The sequence below is a fragment of the Streptomyces cinereospinus genome (assembly GCF_042430725.1).
In the GTDB taxonomy this organism is placed as follows: Bacteria; Actinomycetota; Actinomycetes; order Streptomycetales; family Streptomycetaceae; genus Streptomyces; species Streptomyces cinereospinus.
The window spans coordinates 15714-38975 of sequence record NZ_JBHMCY010000075.1; the positions used below are offsets into that span (position 1 = coordinate 15714).

The following is a 23262-nucleotide window of genomic DNA, read 5'->3' on the forward strand; positions in this document are numbered from 1 at the left end:
GTGGGTGTCGCCTCGCGGGGGTCTGTCCCTTGCCGCCGTGGGCGGGTGCGGGCAGTGCCTCGCGGGGGGTCTGTCCCTTGCCGCCGTGGGCCGGTGCCGCCTTTGGGGCGGTTCCTTGCCGCTGTGGGTGGGTGCGACCTCTGAGGGGGCCTTGTCGCCGTGGGTGGGTGCGGTGCCTCTGCGGGGGCGTCTTCCGGCGTATGCGGGTGCGGGCGGCAGACTCGTGGGCCCCGGGTGCTGGAGTGCTCGGCTGGTGTGTCAGAGCCGGCCGATGTCGCCCCGGGGCATGCGGGGTGCCCTTCTCGGGGGCACTCTGCCGCTCAGCAGGATCAGTCGTGCGGCGCGGTGCCGTTGGCCGGTGTAGGGCTCCAGCAGGGACAGCATCACGGAGTCGTCCGCGTCCCGGTCCCCGGCCAGTGCCCAGCCGACGATGCCCGGCAGGTGGAGGTCTCCCACGGTCACCTCGTCCGGTGCCCCGTGGCTGCGTTGGACGGTCTCGGCCGATGTCCACGGGCCGATGCCCGGGACGGCCTCCAGCCGCTTCCGCGCGGATCCCGGGTCCAGCTCCGTCGCCTGCTCCAGGCGCGCGGCGACCCGTACCGCCCGCAGGACGGTGGCCGCCCGCTTGTCGTCGACGCCGGCCCGGTGCCACTCCCAGGAGGGGATCAGCGCCCAGGTGCGCGGCGCCGGCGTCACGCACATCGGCACCGGCACCGGACCCGGCGCCGGTTCGCCGAACCTGCGGACGAGCAGACGCCAGGCCCGGTACGCCTCGTCGGCCGTGACCTTCTGTTCCAGGATCGACGGGATCAGGGACTCCAGCACCAGTCCCGTGCGGGTCAGCCGCAGGCCGGGCCGCCGGTGCCGGGTCAGGGCGACGACGCGGTGCCGGGGCGCGAAGAGGGCGGGGTCGTCGGAGGCCCCGAGGAGGTCGGGGAGCTGGTGCAGGAGCCAGTCCGCGCCGGGGCCCCAGGCCTCGCCGCGCACCTGTCCGCCGCGCGCCGACACCCGCAGCGTCCCCGGCCCCGCCGGGGTGCGGCAGGCCCGCCACACCGCGCCGTCCGGTGTCGCCCGGAACGTCGGGTCCCCGGGGCCCCGGCGCAGCGGGCCCAGGACCAGCCCCAGGTCCAGCGGCCCGGCCGGCACCAGGGCGCGCACCCGGCCCGCCGTCCGGCGCGGCAGGACGGCGTCCCCGCCGCGCACGGTCGTACGCGGGGGCCGGGGAGCGAAACGTCCTGCCACGGTGATCCCTGGGTCGGAGGGGCTGCCCTACGAGGGTAGGCGGCCGCGGGCCGTGGTCACCGCACCTCGATGAACGTCTCCGCGTCCCGCTCCGGGCGGGGGCGCGGTTCCTCCGCCGGGTGGCCGACCGCGACCGCCCCCATGGGGTCCCAGGAGGCGGGCAGCCGCAGCACCTCGCGCACCACGTCCCGGCAGAACATCGTGGACGACACCCACGCCGAGCCCAGCCGCTCCCCGGCCAGCGCCACCAGGAAGTTCTGCACGCCCGCCCCGGCGGCGACCACGAACATCTCCCGCTCGGCCGCGTCCCGCCGCGCGTCCCCGTAGGTGTGGGAGCCGTCCAGGACCAGGCACGGCACGACGAGGCAGGGCGCGTCGCGCAGGACGTCGCCGCGGCGGATCCGCCGGGCGATCGACTCCTCCGCCTTGCCGTCCCGCCGCAGGTCCGCGATCCACGCGTCGCGCATCGCGTCCAGCAGCGCGGTGCGCGTGCCGGGCGACTCCAGCAGGACGAAGCGCCACGGCGTCGTGTGGTGCGGCGCCGGTGCCGTCACGGCCGCGGCCACGGCCCGGCGTACCGCGCCGGGGTCCACGGGCTGATCCGTGAAGGACCGGACCGTGCGCCGCTGGGTCACCGCCTCGCGCACCGCCTCCGAGGTGCCCAGCCGGAACATGTCGTCCCGCGCGCCGCGCACCAGCGCCCGCGCTCCGTCCCCGTCCGTCCCGGCCACCGTGTGCGGCAGGCCGCGCACGACGGCGACCGGCAGCCCGGCCGCCTTGCCCTTGACCAGGTCGCCCGCGGCGGCGAGTTCGTCGGCGGTGGCGACGACGGTGGCGCTGAGCGGATTGCCGTACGCGTCCGTGCCGCCGCGCAGGTCGTCGAGCACCCGCACGCCGGCGGCGCCGATCGCCACGTCCGTGAGGCCCGAGCGCCAGGGCCGCCCGAAGGTGTCGGTGACGACGACGCCGACGTCGACGCCTAGGGCTTCCCGCAGGCCCGCACGGATGGTACGCGCCGAGGCGTCCGGGTCCGCGGGCAGCAGCAGGACCGTCCCGGCGGGTGTGTTGGAGGCGTCGACGCCCGCGGCCGCCATGACCAGGCCCTGGCGGTTCTCGACGATGCGCAGGGTGCCGCGCCGGGCCACCACCCGTACCGTCTCGGCGTCGATGGCTGCCTCCCGGTCGTCCGCCCGGACGATCCGGCCCTCCGCCTTGGAGACGATCTTCGAGGTGACCAGCAGGACGTCCCCGTCGGCCAGGCCCGGTTCGGCGGCGGCGATCAGCTTGGCGAGGTCGTCCCCGGGCGCCACCTCGGGCAGTCCGGGCACCGCCCAGACCCGGTAGCCGGTCATGCGGTCCGTACCTCTTCCGCGAGCGCCAGCGCCTCGCGTGCCATCTGCGCGGCCGCGTCCTCGTCGGTCATCAGCAGCGGTACGGCCCGGCAGCGGATGCCGGCCGCCTCGACGCGCTCCACCGCGCCCGCGTCGACGGTGTCGACGAGCCAGCCGTCGAGCAGCCCGGAGCCGTAGTGCTCGGCGACCGCCGCCGCCGTGGCCTCCACGCCGACCGCCGCGAGCACCTTGTCCGCCATCCCGCGCACCGGCGCGTCCCCGACGATGGGGGACAGGCCGACCACCGGCACCCCGGCGTCGGCGATCGCCTCGCGGATGCCGGGCACGGCGAGGATCGTGCCGACCGAGACGACCGGGTTGGACGGCGGGAAGAGGACGACGTCCGCCTGGGCGATCGCCTCCAGCACGCCGGGCGCCGGCTTGGCCTGCTCGGCGCCGACCGGCACGACCGCCTGGGCGGGCACCGAGGCCCGCAGCCGGACCCAGTACTCCTGGAAGTGGATCGCCCTGCGCTCGCCGTCGACCTCGACGGCCACATGGGTCTCGACCCGGTCGTCCGTCATCGGGATGAGGCGTACGCCGGGCTGCCAGCGGTCGCAGAGGGCTTCCGTGACCGCGCTGAGCGGGTATCCGGCGCTGATCATCTGCGTCCGGACGATGTGCGTGGCGAAGTCCCGGTCGCCCAGGCCGAACCACTCCGGCCCCACGCCGTACGCCGCGAGCTCCTCCTTCAGGTGGAAGGTCTCGTCGGTCCGCCCCCAGCCCTGCTCCTCGTTGATGCCGCCGCCGAGCGTGTACATCACCGTGTCGAGGTCCGGGCAGACCTTCAGCCCGAAGAGGTGGATGTCGTCACCGGTGTTGCCGATGACGGTGATGTCCGCGTCCGGCACGGCCCGCTTCAGGCCGCGCAGGAACCGGGCACCACCGATGCCGCCTGCCAGAACCACAATGCGCATGGGCCCAGTGTTGCAGGCGGGTACGACACCGTGGCACGCGGTTACGGGAGCCGGGCGAGGGCCGTGCACTGCGGGGTGTGCATCGGCATCTCGGTCAGGCCCGGGTAGTAGAGGTGCAGGCTCACCGCCGGTTCGAGGGCGTCGTTCACCACGTCGTGCGCGTAGCCCGGCGCGAACACGCGCTGCGCGCCCGGCCCCAGCGCGCGCGTGCCCCGCCGGGTCCGCTCGGTGAGGGTGCCGTCCAGGACGGTGAGGACACCGGAGGAGGGGCCGTGGTCGTGCAGGCCGCTGCCCTGGCCGGGCACCCAGGACAGCAGCCAGACCTCGTAGCCGGGGCCGGTGCGCAGCCGGTGGTACCAGCGGCTGGTGGCGTCGTAGCGGACGAGGTGCTCCCACTGGGAGCGGTCGGCGGCGATGGCGCGGGCCAGACCGGCGAACTCGGCGACGGTGGCCGGGTGCTCGCGCGGGGCCTGGAGCAGGTGCGGGACTTCGAGGATGTCGCCGGCGATCTGGAGGTCGCTGTCGCTGTTCATGGGGGTGCGGGGTTCCTCGGCAGAAGTGCGGGGGGCTGGGTGTCGCGTACCGTCCGCCCGGGTCGCGGGCGGCAGGGGCGCCCTGGTGCGGGCGGGGGGACGGCAGCCGAGTCGCGGTGGACTCGGAGGCAGCCGGAGCGCGTTCGGCTCAACAGCTGGAACAGCAACAACAGCTACGGCGAGCGTGGGCAGCACCGAGGGACCCGGCGGAGCGGGTCGAGGTGGGCGCCAAGTTCGCGAGCATGCCCACTAGGACAGCGGCTCACACCTCCACTGTCAACTCGGCGCCCGATATGTGGGACATGTTTCACCTCATCCGGTTCATCGATCAGGTGAAAGGTTTGCTCACCCCGTCACCGGGACACATGGCGCACAACCGGGCGTGCAAGCGCCGTGGTGATCCTGTGATCCGACGGTGATCCGGTTCGCTTCGGCGTGCGTGTCGGAACGAGATTGAGCCACTGGGCGTCCTTCTTCGTACAGGGTTCGTGTGGGGCCGGTGGCCTCCCGGGCTCCAGCGGTGTGTCAAGGTTTATGGCGATTTGAACACTTTCCGCATGGCCTTGGTTCCGCAGAGTGAATAAGGGGCCCAATAGCAGATCTCGGCTTGACTCGCCCGGAGCAGCACACTTGTAATTTCACTCGTGTCGTTCAGCCGGACGGTAACGGCTACATCACGGGGACGCGAAAGACAGACGAGGGGCGCACATGACCGAGCTGGTGCAGCAACTGCTGGTCGACGACGCGGACGAGGAACTCGGCTGGCAGGAGCGCGCGCTGTGCGCCCAGACCGACCCCGAGTCCTTCTTCCCCGAGAAGGGCGGCTCGACCCGCGAGGCCAAGAAGGTCTGTCTCGCCTGCGAGGTCCGCTCCGAATGCCTCGAATACGCCCTGGCCAACGACGAGAGATTCGGCATCTGGGGCGGTCTGTCCGAGCGGGAGCGGCGCCGCCTGAAGAAGGCGGCCGTCTGACCCGGCGGTACACGGCCTCTTCGCGCACACCGGGCGGACGGCCCGTCGCGGGTGGGCTGTCCACAGGCGGCGGGCCGCCGTCGCCCGCCCGTCGCCCGCCCGCCGCCCCCCTTCGGGGCGCTCCGCGCCGCCCGCCCGTCACCCGCCCGCCGCCCCTCGCCGAGGCGCTCCGCGCCGCCCCTTCCGGTTCTGCCGATAGTGTGGTCGCTCGTCCGAGACACCCCGCCGCCCGCACGCGGCACAGGTGTCCACCGCAGTCCACCGAACCGGGGCCCGTACCTCGATGTCCGTGCACAGCCACACGGCAGCCCAGCACGATGCCGCTGCCACACCCGAGTTTCCGCGTCATGTGGTGACCGCGGTCCTCGTCTCCCACGACGGCGCACGCTGGCTGCCCGACGCGCTCGCCGGGCTGCTCGGCCAGGAGCGGCCCGTCCAGTACGCCGTGGCCGCCGACACCGGCAGCGCCGACGACTCCGCCCAGCTCGTCACCGACGCGCTCGGCCCCGACCGTGTGCTGCACCTCGCCCGCCGCACCGGCTTCGGCCAGGCCGTCGAGGAGGCCGGCCGCACCGCGCCCGTCCTCACCCCGGAGGACCTGCCGTACCTGAGGCGGCCCAGCGGCTGGGACCCCGTCACGCGCACCTGGCGCGACGACGCCTACGACCTGCCCGAGCTGCCGCACGGAGAGCCGGTGCAGTGGCTGTGGCTGCTGCACGACGACTGCGCCCCGGAGCCCGGCGCGCTGGCCGAGCTGCTGCGGGTGGTGGAGAACGAACACGAACTGGGCCGCGACGACGTGGCGGCCGTCGGCCCCAAGCTGCGCGGCTGGTACGACCGCAGGCAGCTGCTCGAAGTCGGCGTCACCATCGCCGACTCCGGCCGCCGCTGGACCGGCCTGGACCGCCGCGAACAGGACCAGGGCCAGCACGACCACGTCCGGCCCGTGCTGTCGGTGTCCACCGCCGGCATGCTGATCCGGCGCGACGTCTTCGAACAGCTCGGCGGGTTTGACCGGCGGCTGCCGCTGATGCGCGACGACGTCGACCTGTGCTGGCGTGCCAACGCCGCCGGGTACCGCGTCCTCGTCGCCCCGGAGGCGGTCGTACGGCACGCCGAGGCGGCCTCCCGCGAGCGCCGCGCCGTCGACTGCGCGGGCCGCGCCACCGCCTCCCCGCACAAGGTCGACAAGGCCGGCGCCGTCTACACCCTCCTCGTCAACGCCCGTACGGCCGCGCTGCCCTGGGTGCTGCTGCGCATCGTCCTCGGCACGCTGCTGCGCACCGTCGCCTACCTCGTCGGCAAGGTGCCCGGGCAGGCGGTCGACGAGATCCGGGGCCTGCTCGGCGTGCTGCTGCGGCCCGAGCGGATCGTCGCGGGCCGCCGGCGGCGGGGCCGACCGGTGGCCGACAAGGGCGAGCTGCGGCCGCTGTTCCCGCCGCCCGGCGCGACCGTGCGGGCCACCGTCGAACAGGTGGCGGGCAGCGTCGTCGGCCGCTCCGACCAGGAGACCGCCACCGGTGCCGGACGGCACGGCGGCGCGGTCGAGTCCGGGCCCGGCGGCGACGACGCGGAGTTCCTGCAGATCGAGCAGTTCGCCCGCCTCAAGCGCATCGCCCGCAACCCCGGCCCGATGCTCTTCCTGGTGCTGCTGTCCGTCTCGCTGGTCGCCTGCCGCGAACTCCTGGGCGGCGGCTCCCTCGCGGGCGGCGCCCTGCTGCCCGCCCCCGCCGACTCCGGTGCGCTGTGGTCGCGTTACCTCGACTCCTGGCACCCGGTGGGCGCCGGCGGGGACGCGTCCGCGCCGCCGTACCTCGCGCTGGTGGCGATGCTGGCCTCGGTGCTGTTCGGCTCCACGGGCCTGGCGGTCACCGTCCTGCTGGTCTGCTCGGTGCCGCTGGCCGGCCTCACCGCGTACTTCGCCTCCCGCCCGCTCGTCGGGTCCCGGCTGCTGCGCGCCTGGGCCGCCGTCGGCTACGCCTTCCTGCCCGCCGTCACCGGCGCCCTCGCCGGCGGCCGGCTCGGCACCGCCGTCCTCGCCGTGCTGCTGCCGCTCCTCGCGCGCGCGGCCGTCGCCGCGAGCGGCCTGGCCAACGCCACGGGCGCCCGCGGCAGTTGGCGCGCCACCTGGGCGTACGCCCTGCTGCTGACGGTCACCACCGCGTTCACCCCGATCGTGTGGCCGCTCGCGCTGGTCCTCGGCGCCGGGCTGCTCGCCGTGCGCCGCGGCGAGATCACCGCCTACGGCCTGCGCTTCCTGACCCAGCTGGGCACCCCCCTGCTGATCCTCGCGCCCTGGTCGCTGTCCCTGCTGCCGTTCGGCTTCTTCCACGAGGCCGGCCTGGAGTACGGCGCCGCGGCAGCCTCCGCCCTGGACCTGCTCGGCGCCGGCCCCGGCGGGCCCGGCACGGTCAGCGGCCCGATGCTGATCGGCGTCGTGCTGGCCGCGCTGGCCGCCCTGCTGCGCCACGAGCGCCGGCGGGGCATCCTGACGGCCTGGGCGGTCGCCCTGGTGGGCCTCGTCTTCGCGGTGCTGTCCAACAGCTCCGCCTGGGCCGGCCCGGCGACCCTCGTCTACGGCGTCGGGCTCCTCGCGGCCGCCGCGACGGGCGCCGAGGGCGCACGCGCGCGCGTGGCCGAGCAGAGCTTCGGCTGGCGCCAGCCGGTCGCCGCGCTGATCGCCTTCGCCGCCGCCGCCGGTCCGCTGCTCATCGCCGCCGGCTGGATGCTCCGCGGCGCGGACGGCCCGGTGGAGCGGCGCGACCCGGTGCAGGTGCCCGCGTTCGTCGCCGAGGAGAGCGGCACCCGCGACCAGGCCCGCACCCTCGTCCTCGACAGCGACTCCACCGCCCGCGTCCGCTACACCCTGGTGCGCGGCTCCGGCGCCCGCCTCGGCGACGCCGAACTCGCCGCGGCCGACGGCGGCAACGCCGCGCTCGACAAGGTCGTGGCCAACCTCGTCGCCGGTTCCGGCGCCGACCAGGCCGACCAGCTCGGCGCCTTCGCCGTGCGCTACGTCCTCGTGCACAAGGGCGCGCCCCGCGAGGTCAGCCGCGTCCTGGACGCCACCCCCGGGCTGAGCCGGCTCAGCCAGCAGGACGGCGGTGCCCTGTGGCGGGTGGACCGCCAGGTCGCGCGCGCGGTGATCGTCCCCGCCTCCGGCGCGGGCGACCCGCAGCCGGTCGCCGCCGGACCCGTCGACATCCGCACCACCGTCCCCGGCGGCGCGGACGGCCGGATCCTGCGCCTGGCCGACACCGCGTCCGACGGCTGGACCGCCACCCTCGACGGCAGGCCGCTCCCCCGCACCACGGTCGACGGCTGGGCCCAGGGCTTCGAACTCCCCGCCTCCGGCGGCACCCTCGACGTCCGCTACGACGACCCGATCGGGCGCACCGCCTGGCTGTGGGCGCAGGGCCTGCTCGCCGTCGTCCTCGTCGTGCTCGCCCTGCCCGGGCGCCGCCGCGAGGTCGACGACGACCTCCCCGAGGAGCCCGCGATCCCCGCCCAGGCCGTCGAGGGGGAGGGCCGGCGCGCCCGCCGCCTGCGGGCCCAGGCCGAGGCCGAGGAGGCCGCCCGCGACGAGGAGCTCCCGCCGCCCGCCCCGGAGCAGCCCCCGGTGGCGGTCCCCCGGCAGCACGGCCGCGAGGAGTGGGAGACCGCGAGCCACGCGGGCGCCGAGTACGGCACGTACGGCGGCGAGCAGTACCAGGACGCCGGCCGGCCCTACCCCGCGGGCGGCTACGGGCAGCCGTACCAGGACGCCCCGTACCAGGCGGACCCCTACCAGGGCGGGCAGTACGACCCGTACGCGTACGGGGGTGCTCCGCAGCCGGGCGCGTACGAGCAGCCCTACGAGCCGTACCCGCAGGGCTACGACGCGACGTACGACCCGGCGCCGCAGCAACGCCCGCAGGGCAGCGGCAGTGAGCGCCCCGACGGGAGTCAGCAGTGAACCGCACCAGCCTGTCCCTGATCGCCGCCGTCGGCGCGCTCGCCGCCGTCACGGGCTTCGCCGCGCTGTCCGCCCCGGACGCGACCGGCACGGAACCCGCCGGGACGGCGGCCCGGCTGCCGGTGGAGCGCACCAGTCTCGCCTGCCCGGCGCCCAGCACGTCCGACCTCGCCGAGACGACGTACACGTCCTTCACGCCGGTCACCGAGGGCACGGGCGGCGAGGGGCAGGGCACGCTCGGGCCGGCCGGGGGCGGCAAGGCCCCGAAGCCCGTGCTGACGCCCGGGAAGCCCGGCTCGCCCGTCTCCGCGGAGACCTCCGGGGGAGACGCGCCCGCGCTGGCCGGCACGGCCGAGGGCAGCTTCGCGCCCGGGTGGACCGTGCAGGAGACCTCCGAGGTCGCGGCCGGTGCCGGCCGCGGGCTGCTCGGGGTCGCCTGCACCGCGCCGGACACCGAGTTCTGGTTCCCGGGGGCCAGCACGGCCGGCGGGCGCACCGACTACGTGCACCTGACCAACCCGGACGACGCCGCCGCCGTGGTCGACATCGAGCTGTACGGCGAGGACGGGGCACTGGAGTCCACGGTGGGGGAGGGCGTCCCGGTCGCCGCGCGGTCCAGTGAGCCGATCCTGCTGTCGACGCTGACCGACGCCGAGGAGACCGACCTGACGGTCCATGTGAACGTCCGCAGCGGGCGGGTCGGCGCCGCGGTGCAGGCGCTGGACGACGAGGTGGGCGGCGACTGGCTGGCGGCGGCCGCGGATCCGGCGGGGAGCCTGGTGGTGCCGGGCATCCCCAAGGACGCGACGGCGGTGCGCCTGGTCGCCTTCACCCCGGGGGACGCCGACGCGGACCTGAAGGTGCGGCTGGCGTCGCCGAACGGGCTGATCACGCCGGCCGGGGGCGAGACCCTGCACCTGAAGTCGGGCATGACCACCGCCGTCGACCTCGGGGACGTCACCCGGGGCGAGCCCGGGTCGCTGGTGCTGACGCCCACGGACCAGGGGGTGCCGGTGGTGGCCGCCGTGCAGGTGGTGCGCGGCGAGGGCGACTCCCGGGAGACGGCGTACATCCCCGCCGCGCGGGCGGTGGGCACGCGCGCCTCGTCGGCCGGCAACACCGACAAGGGCGTGACCCTGTCGCTGACCGCGCCCGGGAAGGCCGCGCAGGTCAAGGTCACGGCGTCGGCCGGCGCCGGGGGCGGTACGCCGGTGTCGAAGACGTACGCGGTCAGGGCGGGCACCACGCAGGACGTCGAGGTGCCGGTGCCGGGCGGCCTGAAGGGCACGTACGCGCTGACCGTGGAGCCGGTCTCGGGCGGCCCGGTCTACGCGTCGCGGACCCTCGCCGCGACCCAGGACGGCGTCCCGGCGTTCACCGTCCAGACCCTGCCCGACGACCGGGGCACCGTGGCCGTGCCGGAGGCGGAGCAGGATCTGTCGGTGCTGCAGCGGTAGCGCGCGGACGCGGGGCGGCGCGGGCGCCCCGTCGCGGCCGGACCGGGGCCGGCGGCGCGGGCCGCGGCGCCGGCTCAGTCCTCGTCGTAGCGCGGATCCACCGTCTCGGGCGTCAGCCCGAGCAGCTCGGCGACCTGCTCGACGACGATCTCGTGGACCAGGGCCGCCCGCTCGTCGCGGCCCTTGGTGCGGATCTCGACGGGACGCCGGTAGACGACCACCCGCGCGGGACGGCCCTCATGGGCCGGGACCGTGCCGCCGAGGGGGACCGCCTCGTCGTTCCACGTCCGTCCGGGCCCGTCCAGCCGCGGGACCTCCAGCACGAGGAAGTCGATGTCGGCGAGCTGCGGCCACCGCCGCTCCAGGCGCTCCACGGAGTCCTGCACCAGGTCCGCGAACGCCTCGGCACGGCTCATCGCGAGCGGGACCTGCGGGGGTGCGATCGGGCCGCGCATGCCCCGGCCGTGGCGATCACGTCGGCGGGGCCCGGGGGCTGCGGCGCGGGGCGATACTCGGTTGTCCATCACTGGTGAAGCGTAGTCCTCGCGCGTGCCGCGTGCCCGGCCTCCGCACGGCAACGCGGACCTTCGCCCGCCGCCGGGCCGCATGTCGCAGGATGACCATTCCAGCCAAGATTGGGCTCGATTCCGCATCGTTCCGGGACCGCCGATCGGGAGGCAAATGAAGGCGTTGGTGTGCGGGGTTGACCGGATTCGTGGTCGTACGGGATCCCGGACGGGCGTGTCCCCGCAGGTCAGCCGGGTGTGCCGGAAGGGGCGTGTGGGACGATTCACAGCACGACACGGGGGAGTGAGCTGGTGGAGAGTCGTCGCGGCCCGCTCAAGAGTGCGGTACCGTCCAACGTCGTGAGCCCTGTACGTCGCTGTTCGCGCACCGCTTGCGGCCGTCCCGCCGTAGCGACGCTGACGTACGTCTACGCCGACTCGACCGCCGTCCTCGGCCCGCTCGCCACCTACGCGGAACCCCACTGCTACGACCTGTGCGCCGAGCATTCCGAGCGCCTCACCGCCCCCCGCGGCTGGGAGGTCGTCCGGCTCCTCGACGGCTCGGCTCCGGCCCGCCCCAGCGGCGACGACCTGGAAGCGCTGGCCAACGCGGTGCGCGAGGCCGCCCGCCCCCAGGAGCGCGCGGCGCAGGCCGGCGGCGGCCGCGCGGCGGACCCGATGGAGGTCGCGCGCCGCGGCCATCTGCGGGTGCTTCGCTCCCCCGACAACTGAGCGCCCGGGTCCGGTTCCCCTCCGTTCGGTTCCCTTTCCCTGATCTGTCCGATCGTGGTCGGACAGGGTTCATCGGTGCTCGGCTGGATGCTGCCCCGACCTGAGCGTCGCGCCTGGAGGACCACTTCGGGTCCACACAGTGCGTTGTCGGCTCGGGCGGGTAGTTTGAGGGCACCGATAGGACTTCCAGGAGGGTTGGCCGTGGCTGCTGATCTGTCGCAGATCGTGAAGGCGTACGACGTCCGCGGGGTCGTCCCGGACCAGTGGGACGAGCCGCTGGCCGAACTCTTCGGGGCGGCCTTCGCCGAGGTGACCGGCGCCCGCGCGATCGTGATCGGGCACGACATGCGGCCGTCGTCCCCCGGCCTGTCGCGCGCCTTCGCGCGCGGGGCGGCGCTGCGCGGCGTCGACGTCACCGAGATCGGTCTGTGCTCCACCGACCAGCTGTACTACGCCTCGGGCGCGTTGGACCTGCCGGGCGCCATGTTCACCGCCTCGCACAACCCGGCCAAGTACAACGGCATCAAGATGTGCCGCGCGGGCGCCGCCCCGGTCGGCCAGGACACCGGCCTCGCCGAGATCCGCGAACTGGTCGAGCGGTGGAGCGAGTCGGGCGCCCCCGAGCCGGTGGCGCAGCGGGGCACGATCACCCAGCGCGAGACGTTGGAGGACTACGCGGCGCACCTGCGCTCCCTGGTCGACCTGACCTCCGTCCGCCCGCTGAAGGTCGTCGTCGACGCGGGCAACGGCATGGGCGGCCACACGGTCCCCACGGTCTTCGAGAGCCTGCCCCTGGACCTCGTGCCGATGTACTTCGAGCTGGACGGCACGTTCCCCAACCACGAGGCGAACCCGCTGGACCCGGCCAACATCGTGGACCTCCAGGAGCGCGTGCGCGCCGAGGGCGCCGACCTCGGCATCGCCTTCGACGGCGACGCCGACCGCTGCTTCGTCGTCGACGAGAACGGCGACCCGGTCTCGCCGTCCGCGATCACCGCCCTGGTCGCCGCGCGCGAGCTGGCCAAGCACGGCGGCGAGGGCGTGGTGATCCACAACCTGATCACCTCGTGGACGGTCCCGGAGGTCGTGGAGGAGAACGGCGGCACGCCGGTCCGCACCCGTGTCGGCCACTCCTTCATCAAGGCCGAGATGGCCCGCACCGGCGCCATCTTCGGCGGCGAGCACTCCGCGCACTACTACTTCCGCGACTTCTGGAACGCCGACACCGGCATGCTGGCCGCCCTGCACGTCCTGGCGGCCCTCGGCGGCCAGGACGGCCCGCTGTCCTCCCTGGTCGCCCAGTACGACCGCTACGCCGGCTCCGGCGAGATCAACTCCACCGTCGACGACCAGCAGGCCCGCCTCGCCGCGCTCAAGAAGGCGTACGAGGGCCGTGAGGGCGTCACCCTGGACGAACTCGACGGTCTCACCGTCACCGCCGGAGACTGGTGGTTCAACGTCCGCCCGTCCAACACGGAGCCGCTGCTGCGGCTGAACGCGGAGGCGCGGGACGAGGCGACGATGGCCACGGTCCGGGACGAGGCGCTGGCGATCATCCGGGGGTGAACGGTCCGGTGGCCGCCGGCCCGGGGGCGGTCCGGCGGCCATCTGTTCGGTGGTCCGGATACGGGCCGGCGGTCCGGGTGACCGTTGGTGGTCCGGGGGGCGGTCCGGTGGCCATCCGCTCGGTGGTCCGAGTACGGGCCGGTGGTCGGGTCGGCGGTCTCGGGACGGGCCGGTGGTCCGGATACGGGCCGGCGGTCCCGGGACGAGCCGGTGCTCCGGGGACGGGCCGGTGCTCCGGGAATGCCCCGGTGGTCCGGGGCAGGCGCGGTTCGCACCGCGATCCGGCCCCGCCGCCCGAACACCCGCGCACCCCGCCCCGGCGGCGGTACGCTGACCAGGCACATCCGCACCACCACCCGTACCGGCACCGGTACGCACACCGCCCCGAAGGGACGCCCCATGCCGCTCGAAGCCGGCCTTCTGGAGATCCTCGCCTGCCCGGCCTGTCACGCCCCCCTCGAGGAGCAGGACGCCGAGCTGATCTGCACCGGCCAGGACTGCGGCCTGGCGTACCCCGTCCGGGACGGCATCCCCGTCCTCCTCGTCGACGAGGCCCGCCGCCCGGCGTAACCGCCCGTCACCGTCCCGCGCGGCCCGCGCGGGACGGGACCCGCCGCCCGCACCACGACGACCCGGCGTTCGGAGGCTGTCGCCCATGCTCGACGAATCGCTGCTCGACTCCCCGGAGGGCCTCGCCGAGGCCGACCAGCGCGGACTGCTGCGCGGTGCCGCCGAGGCGGGTGCCCGCGTCCGCACCGCCGCCCGGCACGCCAACGAGGCCGGAGTCGGCGAGCTGAAACCCGACGGCCGCCCCCGCGCCGTCCTCATCGCGGGCCCCGGCGCCGCCGCCACCCACGCCGCCGACCTCCTCGGCACGCTGGCCGGCCCCGGCAGCCCGGTCACCCGCCTCGCCCCCACCGGCGTCGCCCCCGCCGCGGGCGCCCTGCGCTGGGAACTCCCCGGCTGGACCGGCTCGGTCGACCTGCTCCTGATCGCCACCCCGGACGGCACCGAACCCGGCCTGTCCCTCCTCGCCGAGCAGGCCTACCGCCGCGGCTGCACGGTCGCCGCCGTCGCCCCGGCCGGCACCCCGCTCGCCGACGCCGCCGCGGGCGTCCACGGCCTCTTCGTACCGATGGCCACCGCCCCGTACGAGCAGGACGAGCCCCTCGCCGCGTCCGCGCCCGGCGTGCTGTGGGCGCTGCTCACGCCCCTGCTGGCACTGCTGGACCGGGTCGGCCTGCTCGCCGCCGCGCCGGACGAGCTGGAGAAGGTCGCCGACCGTCTCGACCACATCGCCGAGCGGTGCGGGCCCGCCATCGCGACGTACAGCAACCCCGCCAAGACCCTGGCCGCCGAACTCGCCGACGCGCTCCCGGTGGTCTGGACGGAGGGCGTCTCGGCCGGTCCGGCGGGCCGCCGCTTCGCCGCCGGGCTCGCCGAGCTGTCCGGCCGGCCCGCCGTCGTGGCCGAACTCCCCGAGGCGCTCGCCGCGCACAGCGCCCTGCTCGCCGGGCCGCTCGCCGCCAGCGCCGACCCCGACGACTTCTTCCGCGACCGCGTCGAGGAGCCGCCCGCGCTGCACGCGCGCGTGGTGCTGCTCCGGGACCGCCCGATCGGCGGTCTCACCGCCGCCCCCGCCGCCCGTGACCTGGCCCTCAGCCACGACACGCCGATCAGCGAACTCGAACCGGAGGCCGGCGGCGAACTGGAGACCCTCGCCGAGCTGATCGCCATCACGGATTTCGCCGCCGTTTACCTGGCGCTCGCATCGAGGGCCTGATCTGGCCGAGGACGCCCCGACCGCCCGACCTCCGGATCCGACGAGAACCGGCGCCCGTACGCGGCAAGACCGAGGGCGTACGAAACGGCGTACGGACTCGTCCGCACGTCCTTCGCACAGATAACCGGCAGAGAGAACCTATGGACCGCCTCGACAACACCGTCCGCCCCTACGCCTGGGGTTCCACCACCGCCATCCCGCAGCTGCTCGGCGTCGAACCGACCGGCGAACCGCAGGCGGAGATGTGGATGGGCGCCCACCCGGGCGCACCCTCGCGCACCGGCCGGGGCACGCTCGTCGACGTCATCGCGGCCGACCCCGAGAAGGAGCTCGGCGCCGCCGCCGTGGCGAAGTTCGGCCCCGGCCTCCCCTTCCTGCTCAAGCTCCTCGCCGCGGGCGCCCCGCTCTCCCTCCAGGTCCACCCCGACCTGGAGCAGGCGCAGGCGGGCTACGCGGAGGAGGAGCGCCGGGGCGTCCCCGTGGACGCCCCGCACCGCAACTACAAGGACGCCAACCACAAGCCCGAACTGATCTGCGCGCTCACCGAGTTCGACGGCCTGTGCGGCTTCCGCGACCCGCGCGAGGCCGCCGGCCTGCTCGGCGGCCTCGGCGTCGACTCCCTCAAGCCGTACGCCGACCTGCTGCACGCCCACCCCGAGGACGCGGCGCTGCGCGAGGTCCTCACCGCCGTCCTCACCGCTGACCCCGACGAGATGGCCCGCACGGTCGCCGAGGCCACCGCCGCCTGCTCCCGCCTCGGCGGCGCCCACGCCCCGTACGCCGACCTCGCCCGCCACTACCCGGGCGATCCCGGCGTGATCGCCGCGATGCTGCTCAACCACGTCCGCCTGCAACCCGGCGAGGCCCTCTACCTCGGCGCCGGCATCCCGCACGCGTACCTCAACGGCCTCGGTGTCGAGATCATGGCCAACTCCGACAACGTCCTGCGCTGCGGCCTGACCCCCAAGCACGTCGACGTCCCCGAACTCCTGCGGATCGTCCGCTTCGAGCCGAGCGACCCCGGCGTACTGCGCCCGGAGGCGTCCGCGGACGGCGAGGAGGTCTACGAGACCCCCATCGACGAGTTCCGGCTCTCCCGGTACGTCCTCGCCGAGGGCGGCCCCCTGCGCGACCTCACCCGCGCGACCCCGCAGATCCTGCTCTGCACCGCGGGCTCGGTCCGCGCCGGCGAGCACCTGCTGGCACCCGGCGGATCCGTCTTCGTACCGGCCGGGGAAAAGGCCGAAGTGTCCGGTACGGGCACGCTCTTCCGGGCGACCGTGGTGGCCTGATCCACCGGGTGCGGTGACCTGGCGCGCCGCTGCCGGACTGGGCTGCAACAATGGCCCACCGGCAAAGGCCCGGCAAAGCCCGCGAGCGGGCGGAGCCCTGATGGACGGCGTACGAAGGGACAACGCGAACACATGAGCGCGTCAGGCGGCACCAAAGCGATCGTGGCGGCACTGCTCGCCAACCTCTCGATCGCGGCAGCGAAGTTCGTGGCGTTCCTCTTCAGCGGCTCGTCCTCGATGCTGGCCGAGTCGGTGCACTCGCTCGCCGACTCCGGCAACCAGGGCCTGCTGCTGCTCGGCGGCAAGAAGGCCCAGCGCGAGGCGACCCCGCAGCACCCGTTCGGCTACGGCCGCGAGCGCTACATCTACGCCTTCCTCGTCTCGATCGTCCTGTTCTCGGTCGGTGGCATGTTCGCCATCTACGAGGGCTACGAGAAGATCAGGCACCCGCACGAGATCGAGCACTGGTACTGGCCGGTGGGCGTGCTGGTCTTCGCGATCATCGCCGAGACCTTCTCCTTCCGGACGGCCATCAAGGAATCCAACGTCCTGCGCGGCCGCAAGTCCTGGAAGGAGTTCGTCCGCCACGCCAAGGCGCCCGAGCTGCCCGTCGTCCTCCTGGAGGACCTCGGCGCCCTCGTCGGCCTGATCCTCGCCCTCGGCGGCGTCGGCCTCGCCCTGCTCACCGGCGACGGCGTCTGGGACGGCATCGGCACCCTGTGCATCGGCGTCCTGCTCATCCTGATCGCGCTCGTCCTGGCAGCCGAGACCAAGTCGCTGCTGCTCGGTGAGGCCGCGGGCGTCGAAGAGGTGCAGAAGATCGAGGCCGCGATCGTCGCCGGCGACGACGTCACCCGCATCATCCACATGCGCACGCTGCACCTCGGCCCCGAGGAGCTGCTGGTCGCCGCCAAGATCGGCGTCCGGCACGAGGACACGGCCGGCGAGATCGCCGCCGCCATCGACGCCGCCGAGGCCCGCGTCCGCGAGGCCGTCCCGATCGCCCGCGTCATCTACCTGGAGCCGGACATCTACAGCGAGGCCGCGGCCGCCAAGGGCCCCGACCCCGAGGCCAGCCCGGGCGGCCCGACACCGCACGCCGGCAGCCACTGATCCGGACGACGGGGCCCCGCCGCTTCGAGGGAAGCGGCGGGGCCCCGTGCGTTCGGAGCGTGGTTGCACGGCAGGCGTGCCCGCGTACGGCGGAGGTGCCTGCGTGCGCGAGTGGTACTCCGTGCGGCGGAGGTGTCCGCGTACGCGCGAAGCGCTCCGTATGGCAGAGGTTCTCCGGCCACAGCCGGACATCCGTCGGCCGACGCCGCCTCCTCCCGGCTCCCAGCGCCGGCAGGACCGCGACCAGCACCAGCACCAGCACGAGCCCGAGCAGCAGGAGCAGGGCGAGCCGCACCGGCACGGTGCGGGCACCGGTCACCCGGCCTACGACGGCTGCGGCCGGGACCGTACCGCCCTGGTCGCCGGCGAAGGCCCGCGAGTCCCGCGAGTTCACCCGGTGATCCCCGAGCACGAACAGCCGCCCGTCCGGCATCCGCACGTCGTACTCCGCGGCCTTGGCCGCCCGCGCTCGTCACCGCCGCCCGCAGGGGGAGGACGGGCCGGAACCGTCACGTCGTTCTCCTCACACTTCGTCACACGGGAACGCCGTCCCCGACGCCCCGCACGTTCGACCGGATGTCCCGAAACCCCGCGTCCTGCAACACCCGCCCCACCGCACCAAGGCCGAGCCGACGGGCGAAAACGCACCTCGTACCCGTGTGCCGGCGTTCGTCTCCCCCTCACCGGTGCGCCACCGTCCCCGCCCCCGGCGCACCGTCGCCGACACCGACCGCCGCCGGGATCGACATGAATTGTTCGCCGGCGGACTGGGGGTGGCTGGGCCGCCCGGTGTAGCTTGGGACGGAGTCAGACGTCGCTGCTGATGGCGGTCGGGCGGTCCCCAGCGGACCGGCCGAGGGAGAGAGGGCCTCCGACGGACTGCGCTGCGCGGACACGGGCATGCCTGTGTGCTCTTCGGGCACCCCTGCACGTCGGTGCCCGCCGCCGCGCAGATCAGCCGTACCCACCTCGACCCAACCACCGAGGAGCAGCCCGTAATGACCACTGTCGACAGCCGACAGGACTTCAAGGTCGCCGACCTCTCCCTGGCCGAGTTCGGCCGCAAGGAGATCACCCTCGCCGAGCACGAGATGCCGGGCCTGATGGCGATCCGCGAGGAGTACGCCGAGGCGCAGCCCCTCAAGGGCGCCCGGATCACCGGCTCCCTGCACATGACCGTGCAGACCGCCGTGCTCATCGAGACCCTGGTCGCCCTGGGCGCGCAGGTCCGCTGGGCGTCCTGCAACATCTTCTCCACCCAGGACCACGCGGCCGCCGCCATCGCCGTCGGCCCGAACGGCACGCCCGACGACCCGCAGGGCATCCCGGTCTTCGCCTGGAAGGGCGAGACCCTGGAGGAGTACTGGTGGTGCACGGAGCAGGCGCTGACCTGGCCGGGCACCCCCACCGGCGGCCCGAACATGATCCTGGACGACGGCGGCGACGCCACCCTCCTCGTCCACAAGGGCGTCGAGTACGAGAAGGACGGCAAGGTCCCCTCGCCCGACACCGCCGAGTCCGACGAGCACCGCGTCATCCTCGAACTGCTGACCCGCACGGTCGCCGAGAGCCCGCAGAAGTGGACCCAGCTGGCCTCCGAGATCCGCGGTGTGACCGAGGAGACCACGACGGGTGTGCACCGCCTGTACGAGATGCAGCGTGAGGGCACCCTCCTGTTCCCGGCGATCAACGTCAACGACGCGGTCACCAAGTCGAAGTTCGACAACAAGTACGGCTGCCGCCACTCGCTGATCGACGGCATCAACCGCGCCACCGACACCCTGATCGGCGGCAAGACCGCGGTCGTGTGCGGTTACGGCGACGTGGGCAAGGGCTGCGCGGAGTCCCTGCGCGGCCAGGGCGCACGCGTGATCGTCACCGAGATCGACCCGATCTGCGCCCTGCAGGCGGCGATGGACGGCTACCAGGTCACGACCCTGGACGAGGTCGTCGAGACGGCCGACATCTTCATCACCACGACCGGCAACAAGGACATCATCATGGCCGGTGACATGGCCAAGATGAAGCACCAGGCGATCGTCGGCAACATCGGCCACTTCGACAACGAGATCGACATGGCCGGCCTCGCCAAGGTCCCCGGCATCGTCAAGGACGAGGTCAAGCCGCAGGTCCACACGTGGACCTTCCCGGACGGCAAGAAGATCATCGTGCTGTCCGAGGGCCGCCTGCTGAACCTGGGCAACGCCACCGGTCACCCGTCGTTCGTGATGTCCAACTCCTTCGCGGACCAGACCCTGGCCCAGATCGAGCTGTTCACCAAGCCCGACGCGTACCCGACCGACGTGTACGTGCTGCCCAAGCACCTGGACGAGAAGGTCGCCCGTCTCCACCTGGACGCGCTCGGCGTGAAGCTGACCACGCTCCGCCCCGAGCAGGCCGAGTACATCGGCGTCAAGGTCGAGGGTCCCTTCAAGCCGGACCACTACCGCTACTGAGCCCGCACCCGACCCGCTGAGCCGCACGCCCGTGCACTGACGCGCGGCTCAGCGGCCGGTCCTCCGAAGCAGGCCCCCGCACCCCCGTGCCGGGGGCCTGCCTCATTGGCCGCAGCGGCCGAACCAGGCTGTCACCGACCGGACCAGGCCAGCTCTCAGGAACTGCATCAGACCAGCTCTCAGGCCCGAGCCAGCTGTCACCCGCCGGTCGCGGCGAACCGGACCAGCCCGTCACACCCCAGGACCCTCATGCCCCGCGGCCGCTATGCGCTCCACGATCCGCACGATCACACCCCCCTCGCAGAAGAACACTTCCACTGCGCCCCCGGTCCCTCCGGCTGGCGCTACGTCTCGCAGCTGACCACCCCCTCGGGCGATCACCGCGGCTCCGTCGACCTCGCCCTCGACGAACTCGGCCGCCCCATCCGCCTCGAACTCCACGCCGCGGGCTGGCAGGTGCGCGGCGCCGCCCTCGACGGCGTCACCTGGGTCCGTACCGACCCCACCGGCACCGATGCCACGGAAGGCAACGTGCGCGCCCACGCCTTCACCGGCACCTCCCCCGCGTTCCTCGTCGCCACCACTCGTCTGCTGCGCCTCACCCCTTCCGCCTCCGCGACACGCGTCCGCCTCGTCGCCTTCACGGACCCGGTCCTCGCCCCGCGCACCGTGGACCAGTCCTGGGCTCTGCGGAAAAGAGAAGCACACGGCACTGACAACGGCCCCCTGACCGTGGACGAATACCAGGTCACAGCCCTGGACACGGGCGAGCAGCACCTCGTGCACATCGCCGGCGACGTGGTGCTCGCGGCGCCCGGCATCGAGCTGGAGGACCTGGACTCGCCGCCGTCCGTCCTTCCGTGAACGAGGGCTCCGACGGCCGGAGAAGATGGGGGGGCAGGGAAAAACGTCGACGGTCGGCGCGGACTCGACGCGCTCAGGCGGGCGGCACGAACCCGGTCGGGGGACGACTCGTCTCCGTGCCGGTCGGCTGCTCGTCCCGTCGAGCCCCGGACGCCGGCGCCTGCGCCGGACCTTCGGCCGCCTCCGCCGGCCGCGCTGCTCCCGGTTCCGGCTGCGCCACGGCAGAGAAGTACCCGACAGGCGGCGCAGGCGTAGGAGCAGTCGTACGGGCAGTCGTAGGAGAGGGGTACGCGCCGGCGCCGTTCGCGTGGGCACGCCGGATCTCGCGCGCCTGCCGCTCCTGCACCACCGCCGCCAGATAGACGCCCGCCGGTATCCCCTGCGGCACCGGCGCCCCCGTGCGCTCCGCGAGATCGGCGGCGAGCCGCTCCGCCATGGCCCCGCCCACCTGGGGGTCCAGCTGCCGCATACGGGTCAGGTACTGGCGTACCGCCAGCCACAGAGTGTCCGGAACCGCCGACAGATCAAGGCCCGAGAAACGCCCGGCCAGCCAGGGCGGTGGCGGGGGAGCGATGCGCGCGTGGGCGGCGGGCACCCGCTCCCTCACCACCAGCGTCCCCGCGAACACATCCCCGAGCCGGCGCCCCCGCTCCGACACGAGCGAGGCGATGCAGGCGATGACCCCGAGCGTCAGCAGGAGCTCGATCACACCGATCGCGCCGCGCACCAGCGCGTGCCGGAACCGGATCGGCCCGCCGTCGTCGCGCACCACCCGCAGCCCGAGGGCCATCTTCCCCAGCGACCGTCCATGACTGAGCGTCTCCACGGCGATCGGCGCGCCCACCAGAACCAGCAGGAACGTGGCGATGGAGACCGCGACCTGAGCGGCTTCGTCCAGGGAGGCCGTGGAGATCACCAGGAACACGGTCACGATCGTGTACGCGGCGAAGGCCACGACCAGGTCGAGCAGAACGGCCAGCGCCCTGCTGGGCAGCCTGGCAGGGCGCAACTCCAGGGCCACCGCCTCGCCCGTCACCAGCTCACTCACGCCCGTCGTCCTTCCCCTGGACCGCCCCGAGAAAGGCCAGTCTGCCAAGCTGAGGGCACCGAGCATCCCAGTAGGACAAGCTGATACTCACGACGGGCCCGCCGACGAGTAGCCGAGGAGCACGCGAACCGATGGACCTCGACGTCTTCGTCTCCGCCCACCGAGCGGAATGGGACCGCCTGGAGGAGCTGCTGAGGCGCCGGCGCCGACTCACGGGCGCCGAGACCGACGAACTCGTGGCGCTGTACCAGCGCACCGCCACCCATCTTTCCCTCATCCAGTCCAGCGCGCCCGACCCACAGCTGACCGGTCGCCTCAGCCAACTCGTGGCACGCGCGCGTAGTGCGGTCACCGGCACCCGACGCGCCTCATGGCGCGACGCCACGCGCTTCCTCGCTCACGGCTTCCCCGCCGCCGTCTACCGATCGCGCCATTGGTGGGTTCCCACCGCGCTGCTGTCGACCCTCGTCGCGGCGCTCCTCGGCTGGTGGATCGGTACGCACCCGGAGGTCCGGGCCACCATCGCGGCCCCCAGCGAGCTGCGCGAGCTGACCCGCCCCGGTGGCCAGTACGAGAGCTACTACTCCTCCCATCCCGCGGCATCCTTCGCGGCCCAGGTCTGGACGAACAATGCCCAGGCCGCGGCCATGTGCCTGGTCTTCGGGATCTTCCTGGGACTCCCCGTCCTCTGGATCCTCTTGCAGAACATGCTCAACCTGGGCATCGGCTTCGGCCTCATGTCCTCCGCGGGCCGGCTCGACACCTTCCTCGGCCTCGTCCTCCCGCACGGGCTGCTGGAACTGACGGCCGTCTTCGTAGCCGCCGGCACGGGACTGCGCCTCGGCTGGACCGTGATCGATCCAGGACCACGCACGCGCCGGGAGGCCCTCGCCGAGGAGGGACGCGCCGCCGTCGGCATGGCGATCGGACTGGCCCTGGTCCTCTTCGTCGCCGGCGCCATCGAAGGCTTCGTCACCCCGTCGGGCCTGCCCACCTGGGCCCGCGTCGGCATCGGCGTCGCCGTCGAGCTCGCCTTCCTCGCGTACGTCTATGTGCTCGGACGGCGTGCTGCCGAGGGGGGCGAAACGGGTGACGTGGGCGCCGCCGAGCGAAGCGCCACGGTGCCCACGGCCGCCTGATGTGCGCACGGGCCCACAGGACTGCTAGTCTCCTCTTCGCCCCGCAGGAGCTGTTGACACGGCGCTTGCAGGGAGGTAGATTCAAACAGTTGCCTGGACTGGAGCTCATCCGGTCGGCACCTTGAGAACCTACAGCTTCCCCGGACCGCCGCTTTCGACGGTTCCACGGAAGCTCCACCGATGAATCGGAATGAATGGCCGGTCAGACCGGCGTGAAACTTCTGATAAAGTCGGAACCGCTGGAAAGGGAAACGCGAGAGCGGGATCCTGGAAAGCACCGAGGAAATCGGATCGAG

19 protein-coding genes are annotated in these 23262 nt (G+C 73.8%); 12 read left to right on the plus strand and 7 right to left on the minus strand.

Annotated elements, in window-relative coordinates:
- Positions 1 to 258 precede the first annotated feature (258 nt).
- The 4 genes from ACFF45_RS29120 to ACFF45_RS29135 are packed head-to-tail and all read right to left on the minus strand — an operon-like array spanning position 259 to position 4083.
- Positions 259 to 1242: a DNA-3-methyladenine glycosylase family protein gene (locus ACFF45_RS29120; protein ID WP_381349650.1), complete on the minus strand. Its 984-nt coding sequence runs from the start codon at positions 1240 to 1242 to the stop codon at positions 259 to 261.
- A 56-nt stretch (positions 1243 to 1298) separates the two neighbouring features.
- Positions 1299 to 2594, minus strand: coding sequence for a coenzyme F420-0:L-glutamate ligase (locus ACFF45_RS29125; RefSeq protein WP_381349651.1), 1296 nt, complete (start codon positions 2592 to 2594; stop codon positions 1299 to 1301).
- Positions 2591 to 3550, minus strand: coding sequence for a 2-phospho-L-lactate transferase (gene cofD, locus ACFF45_RS29130; RefSeq protein ID WP_381349652.1), 960 nt, complete (start codon positions 3548 to 3550; stop codon positions 2591 to 2593). Before cofD ends, ACFF45_RS29125 begins: the two co-directional genes overlap by 4 nt.
- Before the next feature lie 41 nt (positions 3551 to 3591).
- Positions 3592 to 4083: a cysteine dioxygenase gene (locus ACFF45_RS29135; RefSeq protein WP_381349654.1), complete on the minus strand. Its 492-nt coding sequence runs from the start codon at positions 4081 to 4083 to the stop codon at positions 3592 to 3594.
- Between the two features lie 708 nt (positions 4084 to 4791).
- Here ACFF45_RS29135 and ACFF45_RS29140 point away from each other — a divergent pair.
- From ACFF45_RS29140 to ACFF45_RS29150, 3 genes are all read left to right on the plus strand, one after another.
- Positions 4792 to 5055 (plus strand): WhiB family transcriptional regulator, encoded by a 264-nt coding sequence (locus ACFF45_RS29140; RefSeq protein WP_003975777.1) that lies wholly within the window; start codon positions 4792 to 4794, stop codon positions 5053 to 5055.
- 283 nt (positions 5056 to 5338) lie between these two features.
- Entirely contained in the window at positions 5339 to 9010 is a 3672-nt protein-coding gene (locus ACFF45_RS29145; protein WP_381349655.1) for a glycosyltransferase family 2 protein, read from the plus strand.
- Positions 9007 to 10467, plus strand: coding sequence for a DUF5719 family protein (locus ACFF45_RS29150; protein WP_381349657.1), 1461 nt, complete (start codon positions 9007 to 9009; stop codon positions 10465 to 10467). The genes ACFF45_RS29145 and ACFF45_RS29150 overlap by 4 nt, the downstream gene beginning before the upstream one ends.
- Before the next feature lie 74 nt (positions 10468 to 10541).
- Here the strand turns inward: ACFF45_RS29150 and ACFF45_RS29155 are convergent, their stop codons facing one another.
- On the minus strand, positions 10542 to 10991 hold the full coding sequence (locus ACFF45_RS29155) for a metallopeptidase family protein (protein ID WP_381349659.1): 450 nt from the start codon (positions 10989 to 10991) through the stop codon (positions 10542 to 10544).
- Positions 10992 to 11285: 294 nt separating this feature from the next.
- Between ACFF45_RS29155 and ACFF45_RS29160 the strand changes: the two genes are divergently transcribed.
- From ACFF45_RS29160 to ACFF45_RS29185, 6 genes are all read left to right on the plus strand, one after another.
- Positions 11286 to 11705, plus strand: a complete 420-nt coding sequence (locus ACFF45_RS29160; RefSeq protein WP_194081195.1) for a DUF3499 domain-containing protein — start codon at positions 11286 to 11288, stop codon at positions 11703 to 11705.
- A 201-nt stretch (positions 11706 to 11906) separates the two neighbouring features.
- On the plus strand, positions 11907 to 13271 hold the full coding sequence (locus tag ACFF45_RS29165; RefSeq protein WP_381349660.1) for a phosphomannomutase/phosphoglucomutase: 1365 nt from the start codon (positions 11907 to 11909) through the stop codon (positions 13269 to 13271).
- Between the two features lie 399 nt (positions 13272 to 13670).
- Positions 13671 to 13841, plus strand: coding sequence for a Trm112 family protein (locus ACFF45_RS29170; RefSeq protein WP_078633688.1), 171 nt, complete (start codon positions 13671 to 13673; stop codon positions 13839 to 13841).
- 85 nt (positions 13842 to 13926) lie between these two features.
- Positions 13927 to 15054 carry an SIS domain-containing protein gene (locus tag ACFF45_RS29175; protein ID WP_381349661.1) on the plus strand — a complete coding sequence of 376 codons (1128 nt, stop codon included), beginning with the start codon at positions 13927 to 13929 and terminating at the stop codon, positions 15052 to 15054.
- A 140-nt stretch (positions 15055 to 15194) separates the two neighbouring features.
- Positions 15195 to 16346: a mannose-6-phosphate isomerase, class I gene (gene manA, locus ACFF45_RS29180; protein ID WP_381349663.1), complete on the plus strand. Its 1152-nt coding sequence runs from the start codon at positions 15195 to 15197 to the stop codon at positions 16344 to 16346.
- A 132-nt stretch (positions 16347 to 16478) separates the two neighbouring features.
- Positions 16479 to 17459: a cation diffusion facilitator family transporter gene (locus tag ACFF45_RS29185; RefSeq protein WP_381349665.1), complete on the plus strand. Its 981-nt coding sequence runs from the start codon at positions 16479 to 16481 to the stop codon at positions 17457 to 17459.
- On the opposite strand, the gene ACFF45_RS29190 is transcribed toward ACFF45_RS29185, so the two are convergent.
- Positions 17356 to 17892, minus strand: coding sequence for a S26 family signal peptidase (locus ACFF45_RS29190; protein WP_381349674.1), 537 nt, complete (start codon positions 17890 to 17892; stop codon positions 17356 to 17358). The genes ACFF45_RS29185 and ACFF45_RS29190 overlap by 104 nt on opposite strands.
- A gap of 565 nt (positions 17893 to 18457) precedes the next feature.
- On the opposite strand from ACFF45_RS29190, the gene ahcY reads away from it, so the two are divergent.
- A complete protein-coding gene (ahcY, locus tag ACFF45_RS29195; protein WP_381349667.1) occupies positions 18458 to 19915 on the plus strand; it encodes an adenosylhomocysteinase in 1458 nt (485 codons plus the stop codon).
- 249 nt (positions 19916 to 20164) lie between these two features.
- Positions 20165 to 20779: a hypothetical protein gene (locus ACFF45_RS29200; protein ID WP_381349668.1), complete on the plus strand. Its 615-nt coding sequence runs from the start codon at positions 20165 to 20167 to the stop codon at positions 20777 to 20779.
- Between the two features lie 73 nt (positions 20780 to 20852).
- Here ACFF45_RS29200 and ACFF45_RS29205 read toward each other — a convergent pair whose 3' ends face one another.
- Positions 20853 to 21827 carry an RDD family protein gene (locus ACFF45_RS29205; protein ID WP_381349670.1) on the minus strand — a complete coding sequence of 325 codons (975 nt, stop codon included), beginning with the start codon at positions 21825 to 21827 and terminating at the stop codon, positions 20853 to 20855.
- Between the two features lie 131 nt (positions 21828 to 21958).
- Here ACFF45_RS29205 and ACFF45_RS29210 point away from each other — a divergent pair, with 131 nt between their 5' ends.
- Positions 21959 to 22966 (plus strand): stage II sporulation protein M, encoded by a 1008-nt coding sequence (locus tag ACFF45_RS29210; protein WP_381349672.1) that lies wholly within the window; start codon positions 21959 to 21961, stop codon positions 22964 to 22966.
- The last annotated feature ends 296 nt before the right edge of the window (positions 22967 to 23262 follow it).

Excerpts from the sequence above, each read along its gene's own strand:
- ACFF45_RS29125 (WP_381349651.1), bottom strand. The coding sequence starts at position 2,594 with ATGACCGGCTACCGGGTCTGGGCGGTGCCCGGACTGCCCGAGGTGGCG.
- cofD (WP_381349652.1), bottom strand. The coding sequence starts at position 3,550 with ATGCGCATTGTGGTTCTGGCAGGCGGCATCGGTGGTGCCCGGTTCCTG.
- ACFF45_RS29135 (WP_381349654.1), bottom strand. The coding sequence starts at position 4,083 with ATGAACAGCGACAGCGACCTCCAGATCGCCGGCGACATCCTCGAAGTC.
- ACFF45_RS29140 (WP_003975777.1), top strand. The coding sequence starts at position 4,792 with ATGACCGAGCTGGTGCAGCAACTGCTGGTCGACGACGCGGACGAGGAA.
- ACFF45_RS29145 (WP_381349655.1), top strand. The coding sequence starts at position 5,339 with ATGTCCGTGCACAGCCACACGGCAGCCCAGCACGATGCCGCTGCCACA.
- ACFF45_RS29155 (WP_381349659.1), bottom strand. The coding sequence starts at position 10,991 with ATGGACAACCGAGTATCGCCCCGCGCCGCAGCCCCCGGGCCCCGCCGA.
- ACFF45_RS29170 (WP_078633688.1), top strand. The coding sequence starts at position 13,671 with ATGCCGCTCGAAGCCGGCCTTCTGGAGATCCTCGCCTGCCCGGCCTGT.
- ACFF45_RS29175 (WP_381349661.1), top strand. The coding sequence starts at position 13,927 with ATGCTCGACGAATCGCTGCTCGACTCCCCGGAGGGCCTCGCCGAGGCC.
- manA (WP_381349663.1), top strand. The coding sequence starts at position 15,195 with ATGGACCGCCTCGACAACACCGTCCGCCCCTACGCCTGGGGTTCCACC.
- ACFF45_RS29185 (WP_381349665.1), top strand. The coding sequence starts at position 16,479 with ATGAGCGCGTCAGGCGGCACCAAAGCGATCGTGGCGGCACTGCTCGCC.
- ACFF45_RS29190 (WP_381349674.1), bottom strand. The coding sequence starts at position 17,892 with ATGCCGGACGGGCGGCTGTTCGTGCTCGGGGATCACCGGGTGAACTCG.
- ahcY (WP_381349667.1), top strand. The coding sequence starts at position 18,458 with ATGACCACTGTCGACAGCCGACAGGACTTCAAGGTCGCCGACCTCTCC.
- ACFF45_RS29200 (WP_381349668.1), top strand. The coding sequence starts at position 20,165 with ATGCCCCGCGGCCGCTATGCGCTCCACGATCCGCACGATCACACCCCC.
- ACFF45_RS29210 (WP_381349672.1), top strand. The coding sequence starts at position 21,959 with ATGGACCTCGACGTCTTCGTCTCCGCCCACCGAGCGGAATGGGACCGC.